The sequence below is a fragment of the Paraburkholderia sejongensis genome, from assembly GCF_020880815.1.
Classification (GTDB): Bacteria; Pseudomonadota; Gammaproteobacteria; order Burkholderiales; family Burkholderiaceae; genus Paraburkholderia; species Paraburkholderia sejongensis.
The window spans coordinates 32,729-53,602 of the sequence record NZ_JAJITD010000027.1; the positions used below are offsets into that span (position 1 = coordinate 32,729).

A 20,874-nucleotide genomic window follows, 5' to 3' on the forward strand; every position below is an offset into this window, starting at 1 on the left:
GGACAGCGCGTGATGGCGCGCCACCCTATTTGCTATCAATGCTTGCACTCCCGCTGAGATGTGCTATCATTGATAGCAATCAAGTGTGGGGGGAATCATGGCAAATCTTCTCGTGAGAAATGTGGACGATGGACTTGTCCAAAGCCTGCGCGAGCGGGCCGCAGCCCACGGTCGCAGTGCGGAAGCCGAACATCGCGAGATTTTGGCAAAGGCGTTGCGCGCTCCGCAGCGTAAGACGTTCGCGGAAGTGTTGATGAGCATTCCGAATGTCGGAACCGATGCCGATTTCGCACGCGTGGGTGATGGTGAGGCACCGAATGTATTTGGTTGATACCAACGTCATCAGCGAAGTACGGAAGCGGGATCGAGCGGACAAGGGCGTGATGGCATTCTTCCGCAAGGCGGCGCAGGACGATGCCGATCTGTACCTCTCGGTGGTCACCGTTGGCGAACTGCGGCGGGGAGTGGAAATCATTCGTCACCGTGGCGACAAGCCTCAGGCAACACGCCTTGAAAATTGGCTCGACGGCGTACTTCGGGAGTTTGGGTCGAACGTTCTGTCGGTGGACGAAGAGATAGGGCAGCTATGGGGACGCCTGCGCGTCCCTCATCCCGAACACTCGCTCGACAAGTTGGTCGCGGCAACCGCGTTGATTCACGACCTTATCGTGGTGACGCGGAACGTCGATGATTTCGCCGGAATGGGCGCCCGCGTGTTGAACCCGTTCAAAGGGTAGTACAGGGACTAACAACGAGGAAAGCATAAAAGTGATGGCTGGCGAACAGGACACAGACGACGCGCACTGCAAAAAGCGCGTCCATTGCAACCAGCAAGTTTTGTAAGACAGGCAATGAAATTCTTCGGTATCCAGCTAATCTGGCCACCGTCCGGCCGTGCCACGGCGCGGGGCGCGGATTGCGCTCTCGGACTTGTGGTACTGCTCTATTAGACGCAAGCGTGGGGCGTTGAGGTCGGCTTGAGAGTGAAAGCCGTGCTTTCCGTCTCCATGCTGTGGATGTACCTGAAGGCCATCGTCGGCGTTCGAGTCACCGAAGGATGGCGCCACTGGGTTCTCTGTCTATCAAGGCTGCGGCACTCGATGCCGTTGCCGTGCTAGTGCTGAATGCGCTTGTGCCGCGTTGACCAAGCGTTTAAACAATGGAAAACGCGGCAGAGGCCATTAACTCATCCAATCGCTTGGTTCCGCCCCCAACCACCAGCCGTTCGCGGGGCGACCGGTGCGTGCCGGAACTGATCGTCGTGTTTGTGCGGCTCGAGCGATTTTGCATCCACCTTCCATATTTTCAACCAGTCGGTCCAGGCGTCGGATTTGAGCGAAGAGCGGGCGGACCGGCGCGGCTGCGTGGGACGGCGGAAGTTACATGCCCGGCGGAGCTACTGCGCTGCGGGGACTTTACCCCATGGATACCGAGAAAAACGGTTTTACGGTTTCATGCAAGCCGGAATGCTCGCAAGCAGTTAATTGCACAGGCACGTCCTAGGATCGCCCGGGAGAGCGTACACGCTCGCCCGCTATTCCGATCGGCATAGGTTTATGTCGCGCAGCTGCTTTTAATCAATCCCGCTGTCGTCGTTCGACAGCCACGTTGGAATAACAGGTTTGCCGTTGAGCACACACAAACCTCGACGCAATTCCTCCGCTCAATGTAGAAAATCAGATGTGGGTATGATCGAGCGGTCGTGACCGCAAGCCTGGTATCTCGCGTTCATACGCGTAACGGGGAGCCCTGATGTCGGGGTGCGTGGAAAGATGAGCGGTACCTGTTCAATCTCTTCAAAGAACCCGAGCGCTGCCTGTTCCGAACTTCGTCCACGAGTTGGTAGGTCAACCCGTCTTCTACGTGCTGTTTGGCCTGCCACGTTGGGATGACGGGCTTCGCTTTCATTTACGCAAAGTACCTAGGCGAACCCGCAGCGATTTGAAGTAGTCGGTATCGGCCTTCGCTGCTGGCGCCGTAGCCGCACTCGCTAGCCTGTTCGTCGAGGTATTCTTTCAGCGAATCGGGGAGAGAGAGGTGCATCGTGCTCATATCGCCGGGTCCATCGGGGTTTGGCAAGCTGTGTTCTAAACCGGCTTTTGTCCCGACCGGCGTCCGCGCACCTTTGTTGGGCGCGGATTATCGGGACATCGTACACGTCGCCCTCGTCGTAAGCCGCACTCACAACGATCATCGCGCGACTCGCTGCGTCGGCGTATGACGAGTGTCCCAAGACGGTCGGATTCGAGTTTCAAAAACGTCTCCCGTATCGGCTCACCTGTTCGCGCAACACTCTGCACGCGATCGGAAATCAAGAACAGATACTGTTAATCGCGATGTGCACGATGCCAGGCGCGTCGGCGGCGGAGCTGCCAACGCGCACGGGGGCAACGCTTCGTATCATCGGCTCATTGTTGCGCAAAATCATTAGTGGTCAACTCAAGGCGGGTGGTAGGACGAGCGAGCAGCTTGCGCTCCGCGATGGCGCGGATGCGGCCGTACCCGTCGCGGAAGGGCCTTGAGGATACGGGCGTCATCGGCGTCGGCCTCACGCCAGAAGCATTTCTGAAGTGCCTTTACCGTGATCACGCATCCGGCGATGCCATGCGGTCGTGCGAGGCCGAAGGACACGCCGCGGCGGTCAGCAAGTACTGAGGGCTTCCAGTTCGAAAGTTCCCATGGCAAACAGAGAACAATTCTGAGAGATGCACAACGGATTCTTGCATGACGGGGCGCGTCCTGAACACTGGGATACTCACGTATCCAATTGTCTGCATGCCTGAAACGATTTGCCGGTGGAGTGAGCCGGGGTTCGCGCAATCACACGCCGCGCGGGTGGGCGCGCAGCGAGCTATTTGCGCGCACCAAAAGCTTCGCCGATCTGCCGCGCGCGCTTCACCTCATCACTGTGCAGATAGATCGACGTTGTCGACACGGACGCATGCCGCAGATTGTCCCTCACCGTCGTCAGCTCCGCGCCGCGACCGAGCGCATGCGTCGCGTGCGTGTGGCGCATCCAGTGCGTGCTGGCATCGCGCAGCTTGGCGGCGAGAGGCGGGTGATCCGCCTCGATATCGTCCGCCGCCAGCAGAAAAAACCGCTTGAGCACACTCCACAGCCGCACGCTGCTGATCGCCGCGTCGCTGTCGGTTTCGAGGCTGCCGATCACCGGTGTCTGCGGCCGCCATTGCGCCGCCGAAACCGGCAGTCCCCGTTGGGCCAGATAGCGTGCCAGCGCGTCCCACGCGAGCGGCGGCACCGCGACCGTCGCGAGCTTGTTGCCCTTGCCGGTCACGCGCAGCCAGTGATCGTCGCGCGCATCGGTTCTCACGTCCCTGAGCGTCGCGTTGACCAGTTCGCTCGCACGCAGGCCGGTCGCATAGCCGAAATCGAGCAGGAAGCGCAGCCGCTGCGCGGCCGCCTTGCTCCATTTGGACGACGCGGACGGGGAGGCTGGGCCATTGCGAAATTCGAGTCCATCGGCGATCGTTCGCACGAGCGCCCATTCGCCCTCGGTGAACGCATGCGACGCATCGAGCGTCGCCGCGCCATTGCCGCCACGCACCTTCACGCCCGCGAACGGATTGGCGAGCACATAGCGCTGCCCGATCAGCCAGCGGAACAGCGCGCCGAGGATGGACAGCGCGTGCGCGACCGAGCGGTCCGACAGGCTGCCGTTGAACGGCCGCCATTCTGGCGACGAACGCGGGCGCACCGGGCCTATCCAGCGGGCGTGTGGGGAGGGGCGCCGCAGAAACGAGCGGTATGCGATCGCGTCTTCGGTGGTCAGCGACGACAGCGCACGTCCACGCTCGACGATCGCCCGAAGGATAAGTCGCTCGGCTTCCTTGCGGTAGGTCCGGCGGGTCGCGGGCGACTCCTGCAGCGCGAGCCTGGTCTGCACCGCTTCGTAGTCATTCGATGCGTCCAGCGTGCAGGTCGCCAGCGGCGCACGAAAGGTGCCGTGGGTGCCGTCGACCTTTTGCGGCAACTTCAGCGTTTCCCACGGCACGATGTCGCCACGCTGGCTCGCCGCTACCAGCGCGCGCGCTTTTTCGGTGAGCGCGGGCCAGGCGGCAAAGAACTGTTCGATCGCGCGCGCACTCGCCGCGCCGAGCCCGGGGACCGCCTTCCGCCATTGACGCCGGCGCGGGACCCGCACGGTCAGGTCGGCCAGCGTGGTGATGCCGTGCGCGCGCAGCACGCGCACCGCACGGGGCGACAGCCATTGCGCGATGTCGTCGGCGATCTGCGGCTCGGCCGGGCGGTCCGTAGAACCTCGATCACGTTTGCGATGGTCTTCGCGTGCTGTTCACGTTCACCGGCCGGATGGTCGAGCAGGACGGCCAGATCGCTGCGGTGAAGCGCCTGCGCGACGGCGACCAGCTGGCGGCGGATTTTCCCGAGCACACCGCGCGCGGACCGGTTCTCGCCGAGCGCCGCGGGCAGGTAGCGCGCCACCGCCTGCCGCACCGGCAGGCCCGCGTACCACGCGCGCAGCACCGCGAGTTCGTCGGCGTCGGGCAGGCCAGTGGAAGGAGACGCGGAAGCAGAAGCGGGAGCCGGGGCGGGAAGCGAGAGGAAGGCAGTGTGGTGCGTTTTCATGGACGGAAGTTTAGCGCGCAAACCTGCACCTTATGATAAGAAAACTTATCCCAATGGCTTGATAGCGATCCGCTCGTATGCTCGTACATAAGGTGTATGCGCGTGAAAAGGGCGCTCACTTCCCATATGCGAAGCTCACCCTTCTCCCCGCAGGCTAAGCCCAACACAAATATTTGGGTTCTGTCGCGTTAACGCGATCGCGTAGAATTTGTCGAACCACAACGTACGACAGAGCATGATGGCAAAAACGAAGACGGCACGCAAAGCGCTGCCGGCGGGCATTGGAAAAGTACTGAAGCGATTGCACTGTCCATTGGATGTGATCCTGCTGTGTGTTCGGTGGTACGTGGCGTACTCCTTGAGCCTGCGTAATCTCGAGGAGATGATGGCCGAGCGTGGAGTCGAGGTGGATCACTCGAGCATGCACCGCTGGGTCATCAAGCTCGTGCCGTCGCTGGAAAAGGCATTCCGCCCGAACAAGCGCCCGGTGGGCAAGAGCTGGAGGATGGACAAGACCTACATCAAGGTCAAAGGCCAATGGAAATACTTGTACCGCGCCGTGGACAAGGAGGGCAACACAGTCGATTTCCTGCTGCGCGCCCATCGTGACAAGACCGCTGCACGCCGGTATTTCGAGAAGGCGATTGCGCGGAACGGTGAGCCCGAGACTGTCACCGTGGACAAGAGCGGCGCCAATCTGGCCGCGCTCGAAGCGCTCAACGCAGCCCGACCGACGCCGATCAACGTCCGGCAGAACATCATCGAGCAAGACCATCGTGCGGTCAAACGTATCGTCAAGCCGATGATGGGTTTCAAGAGTTTCCGGTGCGCGCGCATCATCCTGTCCGGCGTCGAAGTAATGCATATGATCCGAAAAGGGCAGATGCGGGGCAACGACGGTACCCCAACTGCAGCCGAGCAATTCTATTCGCTCGTGATATAAGCAGTCCTACTCACATGGGAATTCTCGCGCCATACGCCCCTTATCGCGACACAGCCCAGCATTGTCCTGGTTGGCACAGATGACGCGGTGATCGCCCTTCAAAGCGATACGCAAATGGTTAGCCGATTTACCCCGTTCGAGATGCCTCGCTGGCGTGAAAGTGAGACGTTTCGCCGACTTCTGTCCGCGTTTGCTCGCATCTTGCCGCTATGTGGGCCCTCTGATCTCGCGCAACGAAAGATCGTACGGTACGTGCTGGCCGCCAGCGACGGACTTACCGGCGAGGTAGCGGCTGGCGATGCGGCCCAGCCAACTACCGAATGCTTCTTCGTCAAAGGGCCGATGTGCAACGGGCCACGGGCGCAGGTCAGTGAGCGGCAATCGGTGCCACCTGTTCACTGCCCAACCGGGTCGTCTCGGTACGCTGCACCGGGCACGCCGCTCTCTCCACGCTGCTGCGCGGGGGCCCCGTGCGGCTCGACCCGGGCGCGACTGCGCGCGCGAACCGCATCCGGATCACGACGGCTTATAGCTTGCAGGAACGGGGGTAGGGCAAAAAAAATGCGCATCGGCAAAATCGATGCGCATCAAAAGCCAACTCCGAGGCTATTGATAGCAACTGGGAAGCAGCTGCTATCGAGAAGACTGTAGCAAGGCGCGCCGCAGAAAATGTTAGCAATCGTTAGGGCGCCTTGAGTTTGCGTTCTGCAATCAGGCCGCAGCAGCGGCCGTGTGAGCGCCAGCAGGCGCTCGCCCGGGCGGCTGCGCCGCCGGGGTTTCCAAAGGGGTTCCCTTTTGGGCACGATACGTTCGGCAAAGTGCGTCAGCAATTTGTCGAACATATGCATCGTGCCTCCCTCCGCCTCCGTGTTGCGCCATCACCAGCACACGCACCGCCGATACACTGCACAAGGGCGCCGTCAAACGCTTCTTCACGCTTATGCAGCGTTCGAGCCCAGTGGCACGCATCGGGTGGCTTGCGCGCCAGTATGAACTGGCGACGCTCCGGCGCAACGACGTCACGCCCATGTCTGCGAGATCGACAACCGTGATGTCGTGACTGACGGCAGTCTGCACAAGTGTCTCAACTTTACTTCAGTTTTTACGCTAATCAACTGTTTTAAAAGGATTTCTCTATTCAGCACGGTGCGTTCGTCACGGGCGTCCCAGCTTTAGTGGCGAAATCGTCTCAATCTTAGCTCGTTTAACAACTCGATTCGGTATCCTAAATGAGCATATGTCACCCGCTCGTCAGTATTGTAGAGAGCATCGCTTCGGGATCAGGGACGATATCGCGAACCAGGGCTAATCAACGCCCGCTTCAGTCGATGCGTCAGGGGTCATCCGTTTCGACTCCAATGCGGTCGCGACGGCTACCACTGGAATGTAGACTCCAATTCCAAGCAATTCGGCGAGTGCATCTTGCGGTTGCGAGAGTTCGGCGACCGTATGGCGGTCGAGTTCATTGAAGAACGAGTTGTTAGCAGCAGTCAACATAGCGCGCAGACGGCAATGTAACGTGATCACACAACTCTGTTTTTCACTCTGACTCTCCTGAAGACAGGCGAGCAGCGTACGCTCGCTCTCAGTCAGTCGAACAATCTCGCCTATGGTCAAGGAGAGCGTCTGTGCGCTGAGACGCACTCCGCCATTGCGCCCTTCGCGCGGCTTCGATCCAGCCCCTCGCGCCGAGTTGATGGACAACTTTCATGAGATGGTTTTTCGAGATGCCGTACGCTTGTGCAATATCTTTTATCTTCGATGTGCCGTCGCCTCGCACGGCGAGGTAGAGCAGCACGCGCAGGGTGTAATCGGTGTAGTCGGTCAGTTTCACTAGTCCTCCATAACAGTACTCGCGCCCGGGCACTCCGTTCTGCGCCTCAGTTTGTCTACCTGGCAGTCGCATCGCGCAGAAATTCGATCAGCACTTCGGGCCGGACCGGCTTCACAAAGTGCCGCGCAAACCCTGCTTCACGTGACCGCAAAATGTCTTCGGGCGCTCCGAACCCACTAAGCGTCACGAAAAGCGCCTGGGCTGTTCCGGGTAACGTACGGAGGTGCCGGCCCAGTTCATAGCCACTCATTCCGGGCAGGCCAATGTCAAGGATGACTGCATCAGCGTGAAAACTCTGCGCGATTGCCTGAGCACTCTGCGCATTAAACGCGCATCGCACCTCGTGCCCATCCAGCACCATTGCGAGCGATTGCGCTGCATCCTGATTGTCGTCGACGATCAACACGCGTAGGCGTACTGGTTGCGCTGTCGGTAATTCGATCATTGCAGCCACGACTTCGGCAGGAGCATCGGCTGCCGGCAACGACACGGTGAACTGCGATCCATGCCCAACGCCATCGCTTGCAGCGGTAACATGGCCGCCGTGCATCTTGACCAGATTCTCGACAACAGACAGACCGATGCCCAGCCCCGATCGTCCCCGCCCCTCGGCCGGGGCGAGCTGAACATACGGCTCGAACATCCGCGCCAGCTGGGACAGCGGGATGCCCATCCCGTTGTCCCGAACGACGACCTGCACCGTGCCCGGGAGGGCGGTCACTTCGATCGCTATCTCCGAGCTGTCATTCGAATACTTGATCGCGTTATCCAGAAGGTTGGAAAACACCTGGGTTAGCCTGACACGGTCTGCGTTCACCAGAACCGCAGAACCGGGCAGGGTTACCTGGATATGGTCCCGGTGCTCCTCTGCTGCTGGTGCGTTGATTTCCACCGCGCTGCGCACAGCCTCGCGGATGTCGAATACCTCGCACTGCAAGCGGATCTTCCCGCTGCTGATGCGCGACACGTCCAGCAGGTCGTCTATCAGACGGGTGAGATGTTCGCATTGGCGCTCGACCATCAGGCGTGCCCATTCCACCTCCGGGGGCACCACTGCGCTGAACTGTTTGATAATCCGCGCAGCATTGCGGATCGGCGCCAGGGGGTTTCGCAACTCATGAGCCAACGTGGCCAGAAAGGCATCTTTGCGGCGATCGGTCTCGCGAAGCGACTCTTCGGCTATTGTGCGTCGGGTGATATCGGTCAATGTGCCGGTGAAGGACCGCATCGAACCTTCCCGGTCCACCCTGAACCGGCCGTGCAGCTCTACGACGCGTGGCATACGGTTATCGATGCGCAGGATACGAAAGGTTGCATGAAAGTCGCTTCCGTGCTGCATCGAGTCCATGTATTGAGTGATTAATGCTTCGGCATCGTCGGGATGCACAAGCTTGCGCACGAACGCACTACACGACAGGGGCCCGTCGGAATGCGGCTGCCCTGTTATCTCGTACATGCGGGAGTTTTCCCAGATGCCCGCGCGCGTCGGGATATCCCACTCAAATATTCCCGAACCGGCGGCGGAGGCCGCCATCCGGAGCCGCTCCTCGCTCTTTTGTTGCGCGGCGAGTGCCTTGTCCCGCTCACCAGTGGTCGCAGCGATCTGCCGGTCCTGATCCTCGAGCAGCTGTCTGATCGCGCTGTGGATAGTCACACTGAACAGAGCTTCAATCAGTTGATGCGCTGCACTCTGCACGCTACGCGGCGTAGGCGTATCTGTAAAAAATTCCCTTGATGCCTGCTGTACGCAGCGCTGCAGCAGGTTGAGCTCCCGAAACAGTTCATCGAGCTGGTACCCGTGCAACCAGCGGTCGCGACCGTGCATTCTTGCGTCGCTGTGAAGACGCGCAAGCGTCGTCTCTTCAGGGGGCGCACACAAAACGGCGCAAATTTCCTCGTGGAGTAACGGAAGATGGTCCAGCAACTGGTCAGTTGTTAGCTTGCCCGCCAGCTCGATCGTCGGATCGAATCTGACTGCACGCAGCCAGCGGCGCGTTATGAGTCCCCGCTTACCTCGCAGGTAAGATGCGAGTTCGGGGAATGGACCACTTTGCAACAGCTTCATGACGGCTCTACACCAGTGCTGATACCCACGCCTGATCGGCGCCTTGCAGCCTTATGAACTCGCTCTTGTCTATTAGCATCGGTGATTCAAAGTCTCTGTCGGGGTTCGTAGGGCTTTATCACGATAATACCCGAGGTCGGATAGGATGACCCAATGGAGACGACGAAATCACTCTATCTCGGTCATCGAATCCCGGCCTCGATCATCGGACTTGCGGTGAGGTGGTACTTCCGGTTCAACGTGACCCTGCGCGAAGTCGCGGAACTGCTGTTTGAGCGGGGCGACACACGAGACGGTTCGCCGCCCGTGCGACCGGTTCGGGGCTGCCTTTGCACGCCGGGCGAGGTCACTCGGCGCGAACTCGGGTCCACTTGGCATCCTGACGAAATGTTCGTCCGCCTGCGTGGCAAACCTTACCTACTGTGGCGTGCGGTCGACGAACGTGACGCCGAGTGGGACGTCCTGGTGGAAAAGCAGCGCGACCAGGGTGCAGTCAAACGCTTCTCCCTGCGCGTGCTGCATTCAGCACCGGTGCCGAGCCGGATTGTCACAGACCAATTGCGCAGCTACCCAGCGGCGAAGACAGACATCCCGGAACTGGCCGGCGTCAAGCACATGTTCCTCGAAGCTTCGGCACGGGTGAACAACCGCCCAGAGAACAGTCATCAACCGACGCGCCGGCGTGAACGCGCCATGGCGTGGATTTCGCGATCCGGTTCGCACCCAGGCCTTCCTTTCAAGCTGCGGCCCGATCCGGCAGTACTTCGCATTGCCGCACCATCGAATGACGGCCTGGTGCCATCGCGCGAAACTCAAAGGAAGCCTCACGGCGTGGTATCGGTGGACCCTAGCCGATGCTCTATTTCGCTGATCGATGGGCATACCAATGTATTCAGGCGATTCTTCATCACTATCGCCAAGTTGGCAACGCCCTTTCAAACCTTGCGCCCCGGAATATTTGTAAACGGTGCTAGTGCTTGTGGTGTGGGCGAGGACGTTGAGATGCGTTCCGCGGTTTCCTGCATCATCGGGATGAAACGCGTAAGCGCGCGCTTCAGCGTCCACTTACCCGCGAGCACAGACAGCTGCAATGCCGCGACGACGCGATGCCCCGAATCGAAGATCGGCACGGCAAGCGCGAGATCTCCGCGAAAGTACTCCTCGTTGCAATAGGCAAAGCCGCGCTCGCGCGACAAACGCAACTCCTCCATCAGTGCATTGATGTCGGTAATCGTGTTCGGTGTGTACTTGACGCGCTCGCACGCGACGAGATATTGGTGCGCTTGTTCTTCGTCGAGTGCGGATAGATACGCGCGTCCCGCCGACGAGCAATAAATTGGAATGCGACGCCCGACCGGCATGTGAACGAGCAGCCGCATCAGGCTGGGAAAGCGACCGATGTAGATCATGTCCGTGCCCGATGGCTCGGCAAGGTTCACTGTTTCGCCAGAGGTGCGATTGAGTTCGAGCAGGAACGGATTCGCCCGACTTAGCAACGGATGTGATTCGAGATATTTGCATCCGATCTCCAGCGTACGCGACGACAGCGAGTAGCGCTTCGTCGCAGGATCTTTTTCCAGCAGGCCGAGCGCCTCGAGCGTGAACGCGAAGCGCTGGGTGGCGCTCTTCGAAATGCCCGCTATTGCCGCGATTTCCGGCAGATTCAGCGCCCGGTTTTCGGGGTCGAAGGCGTTGAGCACGGTGATCCCCGTAGCGAGCGACTGGACGAAAAGCGTCGACTCCTCCGGCGATGAATTGGCCGGCTGCGGACCGCGAATGGTGTGGGGCATGGTAGTGAAGGGCAGCGCAATGCGGGATGAATATATTGAATCACAATATCCGAGATAAAGCGACGACGTGGCCACCCTTGGGTCGAGCGAGCTGCGTTCAGCATATGCAAACTTGGCTAATTCCGCAACTTATCAAGGTAAACGCCGTGTTGACCCTTGGTAAATGGACGGCTATAAATGATTGTTGTGCGATATACGAATATCGCTATGCAATACAATTGCAGACTCAAAAGCCGCATCGCTGACCGACCTAGGAAGGGGGTTCCATGTTGAAGAAGCTGAGTGTCTTGATGGCGGGCATCCTGTGCGTTGCCTCGATGTCAATCGCGCATGCAGATCCGGCGCCCTTACGGGTAGGCGCGACGCCCACGGCCGTGCCTTTCAACTTCCTCGATCCCAAGACCAACACGCTGCGCGGTGCAATGATCGATGTCGCGGAAGCGGTAGGCAAGGAAGCGGGCTACAAGACGGACATCGCGCCGATCCCGTTTGCGTCGCTCGTGCCCTCGCTGCAAACGAACAAGATCGACCTCATTTCATCGGCGTTCGCTAAAACTGCTCAACGCGCGCAGGTCGTCGATTTCACCCAGATCGTCCTCGAATATGGCGAAGGGCTTATCGTGCCCGCCGACGATAAAATCGACTATAAGAACCTCGCGGAACTGAAGGGTAAGACCGTCGGCGTGCAGATCGGCACGCTGTACGTCGATCCGCTCAAGGCGACGCCAGGAGTTAAGGAAGTGAGGATGTACGAGACCATGTCCGACCTGATGCGCGACGTGTCGCTGCATCGTTTGGATGCCGCGATCGGCGACGGCCCCGTCATCGCGTATCAGGTGCGCGCACAGGGCGGGAGCGGCGTGCGTTATGTCGATAGTTACAAGCCATCGCTGCCCACGAACATCGCGCTCGCGGTACGCAAGGGGGACGACGCGCGTCGCGCGCAACTCGATGCCGCTATCACGAAACTCAAAGCCGACGGTACCATCAGCGCGATCCTGAAGAAGTGGAACGTTAGTCACTAATCCGCAACCGGTTGTGCAACTCTGGATACGCAGATGTTTGATTTATTCATAAACGATGCGATCGAATTCATGCCCGTTCTCATGCAGGGCGTACTGACGACGATCGCCATTACCGCCGCCGCGCTGGTGATCGCCACATTGCTAGGACTCGTCTGGGCGTTGCTGCGCGTAAGCGGCGTCGCTCCCCTCGTACACGCTAGCCGTGTGCTGACGAACCTTGTGCGTGGCGTGCCGATCATCGTGATTCTCTTCTACATGTACTTCGTCATGCCGCAGTTCGGCGTGAGTCTCACCGCATTTCAAGCGGGCGCGATGGGTTTAGGCATCGCGTATTCGTCATATATGGCCGAAGTATTTCGCGCGGGCATCGACGCGGTGGATTCAGGACAATACGAAGCCGCGCAATCCATCGGTATGTCGCGAATGAAGCTGATGCGTCGCGTGGTCTTACCGCAGGCTCTGCGGATCGCACTGCCTCCGTATGGCAACAACGTCGTGATGATGCTCAAGGACTCGTCGCAAACGGCGGTCATCACCGTCGTGGAATTGTCGATGCAGAGCAAACTGATTGCAGCGGCGACGTTCAAGAGCGCAACGGTTTTCACGTTGGTTGCCTTGATTTATCTGGTGATGAGCTTGCCGATGATGTACGGAATTGGACGACTAGAACGGCGCTTCGGGAAAGGCAATTGATCAAGATAGAGAATATCCGGAAATCATTCGGCACCCATTGTGTTCTGCGGGACATTAATGCGGAAATCCGCAAGGGCGAAGTCGTGTGTCTGATCGGTCCTTCGGGTTCAGGCAAGTCGACGCTTCTGCGCTGCATCAATGGTCTGGAGCAATACGACGGCGGCCGCATCACGATCGATGGTCTTCCTGTCGACGCGAAAGACCGGCAGATCAACGCGATCCGGCAGCGCGTCTCGATGGTGTTTCAGCGCTTCAATCTGTTCCCGCACCGCACGGCGCTGGAGAACGTAATGGAAGGACCGGTTCACGTAAAGGGGGAGAGCGTCGCGCAGGCAACGGCGCGTGCGAAGGAATTGCTCGCATCGGTCGGTCTCGCGGAGAAGACGCAACACTATCCACGCCAACTGTCGGGTGGACAGCAGCAGCGCGTCGCGATCGCACGGGCGCTAGCGATGGAACCAGAGGCTATTCTCTTCGACGAGCCGACCTCCGCGCTCGATCCCGAACTCGTCGGCGAAGTGTTGTCCGTGATGCGTGCGCTCGCGGACAAAGGCATGACGATGGTGGTCGTCACGCACGAGATGGACTTCGCGCGCTGCGTCTCGGATCGCACGTTGTTCCTTGATGGCGGGCGCATCGCGGAACAAGGGCCGTCACGCGAGGTGTTGACTTACCCCAAGAACGAACGGGTTCGTGACTTTCTGAAGCGCATTACCCACGCTGAGAGGCTGCCGTCATGAAACGCGATCCATTCGAACCGGCCAGCACCCTGTGGGCGAGCACAACCGCGCCGTGGAATCCGGCGAGCACGCTCGGCGAGTCCATCGATATCGATGTCGCCGTGATTGGTGCGGGCTTCACGGGTCTATCCGCAGCGTACCATCTCGCGAAAGTGGGGCGGCAAGTGGCGTTGTTCGATGCATTTGAGGTGGGGAATCGCGCATCTGGGCGCAACGGCGGGCAGGTTGTGCCCGGCTTCAAGCCGATGCCGAGCGCGTTGATCGAACGCTTCGGTCGTGACGTAGCCGCAAAGATGACGCGTTTCGCGTACGGCAACGCCGAATATCTGTTCGACCTCGTAGCCGCTCTGCGGATCAATTGCGCGCCGACGCGAACGGGCTGGATTCAGGGAGCGTTCTCGGCGGGCTCTGTGGGCTATCTCGAACGGCGTGTGCGGGAGATCAACGCACATGGCGGCGATGTCGAGTATCTATGCGCCGACGCGATGTTCGATGCAACCGGCTCGCGCTTCTGGCCCGCCGGTTTACTAGAGCGACGCGCGGGGGCATTGCATCCGCTCGCGTTCGCACGCGGACTCGCACTAGCGGCCGGCGAGCAGGGCGTTACGTTGTACGAGCATTCGCCGGTCGATGGTATCCATGAAAGGTCCGGGGACGCGGTGGTGCTCAAGGTTGGCGGTCACACCGTTCGGGCGCGTCGCGTCATTATCGCGACCGATGCTTATACCGGGACGCTGTGGCCGGCGGTGGCCCATTCGTACGTGACCGTGGCGAGCGCGCAGATCGCGACGGAGCCGCTGTCCGCGGCGCTGCAAGAAGCGCTGCTGCCGAGACGTGCGGGGATATCCGAGACGCGCAAGATCACGTATTACTGCCGGATCGATCCGGAAGGCCGCTTCGTCATCGGCGGACGCGGGCGTGCGGCCGATTACATCGATGGGGCGACGGAACAGCAGCTTCGGGCCGCCGCCATCGCGCGGTTTCCGCAGCTTGCAGGCGTGCGCTGGGAGCATCGGTGGGCGTGTCGCGTCGGCATGACGATCGACGATTTGCCGCGTATCCATCAACTCGCTCCGAGCATCTGGACGGCATACGGTTATTGCGGCCGCGGTGTCGCGATGGCAACCGCGCTCGGCCGCGTGCTTGCCGATGCGATCAATGGCGTGCCAGCCGACCAGTTGGATTTTCCGGTTACTCCGGTGAGCCGCCTTCCTCTCTATCCCGCGCGCCAGTTCGCCGCCGCCCTCGCGATCAGTTGGTACCGACTGCGCGACGCGCTCGGTCAACCGGCATGATGCCGGCGCTATCGCACTCATAACAGGATAGGAACAACATGGCAGAGGGATTTGATCCGGTGGATGTGGCCATCGTCGGCGGTGGCATCATTGGCGCCAGCACCGCTTACTGGCTCGCCAAAGCGGGCGTGCCGACCGCGCTATTCGAGAAAGGCATCCTCGCGTGCGAGCAGTCGTCCCGCAATTGGGGATGGGTACGCACGCTATCGCGCGACTTGCCGGAAGTGCCGCTCGCACTACTTGCGAATCGCCGCTGGAGCGAGTTTCAGCAGCAAGTCGATGTTGGCTATTGCCAGAACGGCTTGCTCTATCTGCAGGAAAACGATCGCGATGCGGATGATCACGCGCGCTGGTACGAAAATGCGAAAGTCTATGGCGCGCAGGCCTCGTTCCTGACGAAGCGCGGCGCGCAGAAGCTGCTGCCTGCCAGCGCTCGTGCATGGACAGGCGCGATGTACAGCGCGAGCTGCGGTGTCGCCGAACCAACAAAGGCGACGGCCGGCATCGCCGCGCTCGCGCGGCAGGCCGGCGCGATCATCGTCGAGAACTGCGCAGTGCGCGGTATCGAGCGCAGTGCGGGCCGCGTCAGTGCCGTCGTCACCGAAAGGGGGCCTGTGCAGGCGCGGAGCGTTCTGGTGGCGGCGGGCGCGTGGTCGCGTCTGTTCTGTGGCAACCTCGGCATCGAGTTTCCGCAGCTCAAGGTGCGCGGATCAGTGCTGCGCACGGCGCCGTTCGACGCGAACATGTGGGTGTCCATTAACGGCAAGGATTTCACGTGCCGTAAGCGCGCGGACGGCGGCTACACGGTCTCACAGTTCTCCGCGTCACTCGCCGAACTCGTGCCGGACAGCTTCCGCTTGATGACCAAATTCATTCGGCCATGGATCGAGAACCGGTCGATCGTGCGCGTACGCGTGAGCGAACGTTTCTTTGATGAATTGAGGATCCCGCGACGCTTCTCAACCGATCGCGAGACGCCGTTCGAGCACTGTCGCATGCTCGATCCGCCGCCGTATGCGAAGGGCGTCGAGCAAGCGTGGACACGTTTGCGAGAAGCCTTTCCGGTGTTCAATGGCGCACGAATCGCGCATTCGTGGGGCGGCTATATCGACGTCACGCCCGACGCGATGCCGGTTATCGGAGCGCTCCACGATGTGCCCGGCCTTTATCTCGCATCGGGCTTTTCCGGACATGGGTTCGGCATCGGACCGGCGGTCGGCGAATGCGTCGCGGCGCTGATTTGCGGCAACGAGCCTCCCGTCGATCTCAAACCGTTTTGTTTGACGAGATTTGCATAACGAAACTTTGACTCAGAATTTATTGAGGATTGTTAATTTTTAAAAAATTAACTTTCGCCGGAATCATCTGTTGCTAGTCTTCGGATAGAGAGGATGGCTTGCTTATAGATGTCCGGAAATAATGCTGTGGATAGCTGAATAAATACTTTCACAAAGGTGAGGGAAACCGCACTGAAGAAGCGAGTTTCTACAACCTGATAGTCGACGCCCGTGTGAAGCGGAGGAGCCATGACGGTTCTCGCATACAAGGTCATACCCGGCGACGCAACCATTAGAGGTCGCCGTGGCGCCGGATGGCTTGCGATTGTCTGCCTGCTTGCAGCCTGTGCAGCTAGCGGGGGCGTGGCCGCACAGCCGCAGAACCCGAAGGGCGAGGCCGGTGAAAAGACGACACCGGCGTACGCGATCTACACCACGCAGGACGGCGACACGCTGTACGACATTGCAGCTCGATACCTGACCGGTCCGGCCGATTGGGTGTTGCTGGGTCATTTCAATCACGTGCCCGCGCCGCGCCGGATGCCGGCAGGCATCGTGCTGCATCTGCCCGCCAGCCGTTTACGGCAGGACTGGGATGCGACTCGAGTGCTCGCGACGAGCGGTCCTGTCGAGCGTGAGTTCCGCACGGGCTTCAATCTACCGTTGCATACCGGTGAAATGCTCATTGAGGGCGATCGGGTATTGACAGGCCGGAATGGATTCGCAACGCTTCATCTGCCGGATGGTTCGCACGTGGTGGTCTCGCAGGAGAGCGAACTCAGCATCGAAAAATTACGACACATCACGCTTACCGGCGCGACGAGTTGGATCTTCGGGCTGCGCCACGGCGAGGTGGAGGGCCGTGTTACACACGCGACGCGGCGCAGCGATCTGTTCCAGATCCACTCGCCGTCGGTGATCGCCGGTGTGCGCGGCACGCACTTCAGCGTTGGCTACGATGTCGCGGCGCAGACCACCAAGGTCGCCGTGTTCGAGGGCGCGGTGGGAATCGATCCGCTGACGCCTCGCGGCCGGAGCGTCCCGCCGGTGCCCGGTATGCCGCTAGACGCGGCCGCGCAACTCGTGACCGCGAACTTCGGCAACGTCACCCGTGCCGATGACGCGATCGGCAGCCCGGTGAACCTGTTGCCGGCGCCGTCGCTCGTGAGGCCTGCTCGCTTGCAGGAGGGCCAGTCGGTCACTTTCGACGTCGAGCCGGATGAGCATGCGGTTGGTTACCACCTCCTGATTTCGCATGACGCCAGGCAACTCGAGATGGTCCGCGACCTGCGTGTGAGTAGCGCGCACGCTGTTTTCGACGATCTGCCGGATGATACGTATTTCGTACGGATCGCGTCTATAGACGGGAACGGCCTCGACGGCCTCCCCAGTGTGTACGCTTTCGAGCGTCGTCAGTTCGGGCTGGCTGTGTCCGCCGTGAACTGTGCCGCCACTGGCACCTATAAATTCCGCTGGTTCGTGAGCCGCCGCGATGTCTCGACGCGGTTCCGGTTCATTCTTGCCGCATCAGCCGATCTACGTGATCCGCTCGTCGATCGAACGGATCTGATGGGTAGCGAACTGAGGATCGGCAATCCGCCGACAGGCATTTACTGTTGGACGGCCGTCGCAGATCGGTTCGAAAACGACCGCTTTTATTCGAAATGCAGCCCTCTGCGTTCCCTTACGCAGGCGGGCCATCGTTGACGCCTGCATTGCGGAACGAAGTGGCCAGCCGGTCGGCAATGCGTGCGGCGCCTCGCCCGCATGAGGCAACGCATGCCTCATGCCGCACGCGCGAATGTGGGCCTTTCGATCACACGGGCACGCGCGGCATGAATGCGCCGAGCTGTTTGGCCGACACCCCGGCCTCGTCGATAAGTCGCTGGCCGCGCACCGACACGTCGCGCCGCACAAACGTTTGCACCGCCCGATTGTTCGGCGCGCGGCGCATGTCGTCCGGGCGCACGTCCACGGCCGACGAATTGGGCCGCGTATCGGCCACATAGATGCCGCTGCCCGTACTTGGAATGACGTAGCTCCGCGCCCAACGGATCGTAGACGTGCAGCACCGTACTACGCGCTACACCGAGGTCGCTCGCGAGTGTGCGTGAACTCGGGAGCTTCGTGCCCGGCCCGAGCCGGCTAGTGAGAATGGCTGCTGCATCAGGTGCAGCAACTGACGATATGCTGGGTGACTCCGCCGACCAGATGGTCAGCCACTACGTGGCGTACTGCACGAACGTCTCGATCAAGTGGGGCATGGCTTGCGCGCTCGGCGCGCGGTTGCTCACGGCGACGACGGTGCTGTACTTCACCTATGGGCGCTTCACACATACGCAACTGAGCCTCGGCTAAAAGCCGCACGGACAACGCCAAACGGCAATAAAACTCGCCAACCCCCCTTTTTACGCCGCATACCTCGAGCATCGAGCGCGTCTGGTACTTCGTGCTGTGTGGCCTCGCGATTCTTCAAGCTGCTCTCCCTCGTGCTGCCGGTGCCCGCGATCGTGCCGCTGTCGTTCTCGTCGAGCACGTTCCTCCTGTATCCGATTCCGGGCTGGTCGCTGCGCTGGCATCAGCACCTCGTGATGTCCGAAAGCTGGTGCGTGGCCGCGAAGAACAGCTTCATCATCGGGCTGGCCGCCACTCTCGTCGCGACGGTGCTCGGTACGCTGGCCGCTATCGGCATCACGAAAGCCAGCTTTCGCGGCAACGCGATCCTCATGGCGGTCCTGATTTTGCCGATGATTGCGTCGGTCGTCGTGGTGGGCGTCGCGATATGTCTGTTCTTTGCGCCGCCCGGGCTCGCCAAGACGTACAGCGGGCTGATCCTTGCGCACGCGGCGCTCGGCGTGCCGGTCGTCGTGATGACGGTGTCGACGACACTGCAGGGATTCAATTGCAACCTCGTGCGCGCGAGCCTCTCGCTCCGTGCGAATCCGGTCACAACGTTCTTCCGCCGCACGCTGTCGGTGATCGCACCGGGCGTGATCTCCGGTGCGTTGTTCGCGTTCGCGAAGTCGTTCGGTGAAATCGTGGTTCCGCTGTATCTCGCGAGCCCCGGACAGACGACGTTGCCGCGTCAGATGTTCACGGGCCTTCGCGAGAACATCAGTCCACCGATTGCGACGCTCACAACAATTCTCGTGGTGTTCTCGACCTGTCTGCTCCTCGCGCTCGATTGGCTGCGCGGCAGGCATGCAGCGAGAGCGGTAAGGTCGTAATCCCCCACATCACTGGTGATGCTTCGCAGGCTGTTCCGGTTTAGCGGGAGATCGCCGCGCGGGGCACCACTTCGGTGCCCGTGAGGCTTCGGAGGGTGACGATCAGGCGGCGACGCCGACTGCTCCATCAGCGACTCTTCGATGATCGCAAGCGCTTCGTCGAACACGTTGTCCCACACGGTCAGTGGAAACAGGAAGCGCACCACGTTCGAGTGCACGCCGCCCACGAACAGGATCAAGCGGCGTTGCGGTGCTGCCGCCTTCACGCGCTTCGTGAAGTCGGCGTCCGGTTCGGTCGTGCCCGGAAGGCAGAAAACGACGGCGTTCATCGCGCCGGGACCGCTGACTTCTGCAATCTGTGGGACTTCCGTCTTCATCGCATTCAGTTTGTCCTTGAGCTTGTCGCCAAGCCTCATGGCGCGCTCGCAAAGCTTTTCATGGTCGATTACGTCGAGCACCGCGTGCGCCGCCGCGACATCCAGTGGGTTTCCCGCATACGTCCCGCCCAGCGCCGCCGGGAGCCGCCGCGTCCATCATCTCCGCGCGGCCCACCACGCCCGGCAGCGGCATGCCGCCCGCGAGGCTCTTGGCGACCGTCAGCAGGTTTGGCGCAATGCCGTGGTGTTCCATCGCGAACCGCTTACCAGTACGTGCAAAGCCGGTCTGCACTTCGTCGGCAATCAGGAGGATGCCGAGGCGATCGCAGATCTGCCGCAGGCCGTACACGATGTCCGTCGGCGCTGCGCAGAAGCCGCTTTCACCTTCGACGGGTTCAAAAATGATCGCGACGACGCGCTTCGGATCGACGTCGGCCTTGAACAGCGTTTCGACGGCCTTCAGCGCGTCGGCGGTCGTGACGCGGTGCAGTGAGTTCAGATACGGCGCGTGGTAGACGTCCGACGTAAAGGGCCCGAAGCCACCCTTGTATGGCGCGACCTTGCCGGTCAGCGCCATGCTCATCGGCGTGCGGCCGTGGAAACCGCCTCCGAACGCGATAACGGCAGGGCGGCCCGTCGCGGCGCGCGCGATCTTGACGACGCTTTCGACGGCTTCGACCCCTGTTGTGAAGAACGTGGCCTTTTTGGCGAAGTTACCCGGCGCGCGTTGAGCGAGCTTTTCCGCTAGCGAGACATACGACTCATACGGCACCACCTAGTAGCAGGTGTGCGTGCAGCGGTCGAGCTGAGCGCGCACTGCGGCGATGACCTTCGGATGGCGGTGGCCCGTGTTGTACACGGCGATGCCCGCGGCGAAGCCGATGAAGCGGCAGCCTTCGACATCCCACAACTCCGCATTCTCGGCGCGCTCCGCGTAGAACTCGCACATCACGCCCACTCCGCGCGGAGTGGCGGCGTCCTTGCGGCTGACCAGCTCAGTGCT

12 protein-coding genes and 8 pseudogenes are annotated in these 20,874 nt (G+C 60.8%); 13 read left to right on the forward strand and 7 right to left on the reverse strand.

Annotation, left to right across the window (positions count from 1 at the left end; all coding sequences use genetic code 11):
- Positions 1–97: 97 nt before the first annotated feature.
- Entirely contained in the window at positions 98–331 is a 234-nt protein-coding gene (locus tag LJ656_RS32805; protein WP_230513609.1) for a FitA-like ribbon-helix-helix domain-containing protein, read from the forward strand.
- On the forward strand, positions 318–737 hold the full coding sequence (locus tag LJ656_RS32810; protein WP_230513610.1) for a type II toxin-antitoxin system VapC family toxin: 420 nt from the start codon (positions 318–320) through the stop codon (positions 735–737). The genes LJ656_RS32805 and LJ656_RS32810 overlap by 14 nt, the downstream gene beginning before the upstream one ends.
- Before the next feature lie 1,671 nt (positions 738–2,408).
- Here the strand turns inward: LJ656_RS32810 and LJ656_RS32815 are convergent.
- Together LJ656_RS32815 and LJ656_RS32820 are read right to left on the reverse strand one after the other, a co-directional pair.
- Positions 2,409–2,685: pseudogene (locus tag LJ656_RS32815) on the reverse strand (DUF1488 family protein).
- Positions 2,686–2,851: 166 nt separating this feature from the next.
- Positions 2,852–4,605 (reverse strand): annotated as a pseudogene (locus LJ656_RS32820) (phage integrase family protein).
- Between the two features lie 238 nt (positions 4,606–4,843).
- Here LJ656_RS32820 and LJ656_RS32825 point away from each other — a divergent pair.
- Together LJ656_RS32825 and LJ656_RS32830 are read left to right on the forward strand one after the other, a co-directional pair.
- The gene (locus LJ656_RS32825) at positions 4,844–5,548 is read left to right on the forward strand and encodes an IS6 family transposase (RefSeq protein ID WP_230513637.1); all 705 of its coding nucleotides are present in this window, start codon (positions 4,844–4,846) and stop codon (positions 5,546–5,548) included.
- Between the two features lie 66 nt (positions 5,549–5,614).
- The gene (locus LJ656_RS32830; protein WP_268998871.1) at positions 5,615–6,199 is read left to right on the forward strand and encodes a TniB family NTP-binding protein; all 585 of its coding nucleotides are present in this window, start codon (positions 5,615–5,617) and stop codon (positions 6,197–6,199) included.
- A gap of 654 nt (positions 6,200–6,853) precedes the next feature.
- On the opposite strand, the pseudogene LJ656_RS32835 reads toward LJ656_RS32830, so the two are convergent.
- Both LJ656_RS32835 and LJ656_RS32840 read right to left on the reverse strand, forming a co-directional pair.
- Positions 6,854–7,382, reverse strand: a pseudogene (locus LJ656_RS32835) (RrF2 family transcriptional regulator).
- Between the two features lie 55 nt (positions 7,383–7,437).
- Positions 7,438–9,447, reverse strand: a complete 2,010-nt coding sequence (locus LJ656_RS32840) for an ATP-binding response regulator (RefSeq protein WP_230513612.1) — start codon at positions 9,445–9,447, stop codon at positions 7,438–7,440.
- A 153-nt stretch (positions 9,448–9,600) separates the two neighbouring features.
- Here LJ656_RS32840 and LJ656_RS32845 point away from each other — a divergent pair.
- Positions 9,601–10,318: pseudogene (locus LJ656_RS32845) on the forward strand (IS6 family transposase).
- A gap of 64 nt (positions 10,319–10,382) precedes the next feature.
- Here LJ656_RS32845 and LJ656_RS32850 read toward each other — a convergent pair.
- A complete protein-coding gene (locus LJ656_RS32850) occupies positions 10,383–11,237 on the reverse strand; it encodes an IclR family transcriptional regulator (RefSeq protein ID WP_230513613.1) in 855 nt (284 codons plus the stop codon).
- 266 nt (positions 11,238–11,503) lie between these two features.
- Here LJ656_RS32850 and LJ656_RS32855 point away from each other — a divergent pair, with 266 nt between their 5' ends.
- The 6 genes from LJ656_RS32855 to LJ656_RS32880 all read left to right on the forward strand — a co-directional run bounded on the left by LJ656_RS32855 (position 11,504) and on the right by LJ656_RS32880 (position 17,974).
- Positions 11,504–12,262, forward strand: coding sequence for a substrate-binding periplasmic protein (locus LJ656_RS32855; protein WP_230513614.1), 759 nt, complete (start codon positions 11,504–11,506; stop codon positions 12,260–12,262).
- Positions 12,263–12,295: 33 nt separating this feature from the next.
- The gene (locus LJ656_RS32860) at positions 12,296–12,955 is read left to right on the forward strand and encodes an amino acid ABC transporter permease (protein ID WP_230513615.1); all 660 of its coding nucleotides are present in this window, start codon (positions 12,296–12,298) and stop codon (positions 12,953–12,955) included.
- Positions 12,952–13,695, forward strand: coding sequence for an amino acid ABC transporter ATP-binding protein (locus tag LJ656_RS32865; protein WP_230513616.1), 744 nt, complete (start codon positions 12,952–12,954; stop codon positions 13,693–13,695). The genes LJ656_RS32860 and LJ656_RS32865 overlap by 4 nt, the downstream gene beginning before the upstream one ends.
- Positions 13,692–14,990, forward strand: a complete 1,299-nt coding sequence (locus tag LJ656_RS32870) for an NAD(P)/FAD-dependent oxidoreductase (protein WP_230513617.1) — start codon at positions 13,692–13,694, stop codon at positions 14,988–14,990. Before LJ656_RS32865 ends, LJ656_RS32870 begins: the two co-directional genes overlap by 4 nt.
- A gap of 38 nt (positions 14,991–15,028) precedes the next feature.
- Positions 15,029–16,288: an NAD(P)/FAD-dependent oxidoreductase gene (locus LJ656_RS32875; RefSeq protein WP_230513618.1), complete on the forward strand. Its 1,260-nt coding sequence runs from the start codon at positions 15,029–15,031 to the stop codon at positions 16,286–16,288.
- A gap of 228 nt (positions 16,289–16,516) precedes the next feature.
- A complete protein-coding gene (locus tag LJ656_RS32880) occupies positions 16,517–17,974 on the forward strand; it encodes a FecR family protein (protein ID WP_230513619.1) in 1,458 nt (485 codons plus the stop codon).
- A 115-nt stretch (positions 17,975–18,089) separates the two neighbouring features.
- Here LJ656_RS32880 and LJ656_RS35190 read toward each other — a convergent pair.
- Positions 18,090–18,467, reverse strand: a pseudogene (locus LJ656_RS35190) (GntR family transcriptional regulator); the annotation flags it as partial.
- Here LJ656_RS35190 and LJ656_RS32890 point away from each other — a divergent pair.
- Together LJ656_RS32890 and LJ656_RS32895 are read left to right on the forward strand one after the other, a co-directional pair.
- Positions 18,458–18,625, forward strand: a pseudogene (locus LJ656_RS32890) (ABC transporter permease); the annotation flags it as partial. The pseudogenes LJ656_RS35190 and LJ656_RS32890 sit on opposite strands and share 10 nt — an antisense overlap.
- A 70-nt stretch (positions 18,626–18,695) precedes the next feature.
- A pseudogene (locus LJ656_RS32895) lies at positions 18,696–19,494 on the forward strand (ABC transporter permease).
- 107 nt (positions 19,495–19,601) lie between these two features.
- Here the strand turns inward: LJ656_RS32895 and gabT are convergent.
- Positions 19,602–20,820, reverse strand: a pseudogene (gabT, locus tag LJ656_RS32900) (4-aminobutyrate--2-oxoglutarate transaminase); the annotation flags it as partial.
- Positions 20,821–20,874 lie beyond the last annotated feature (54 nt).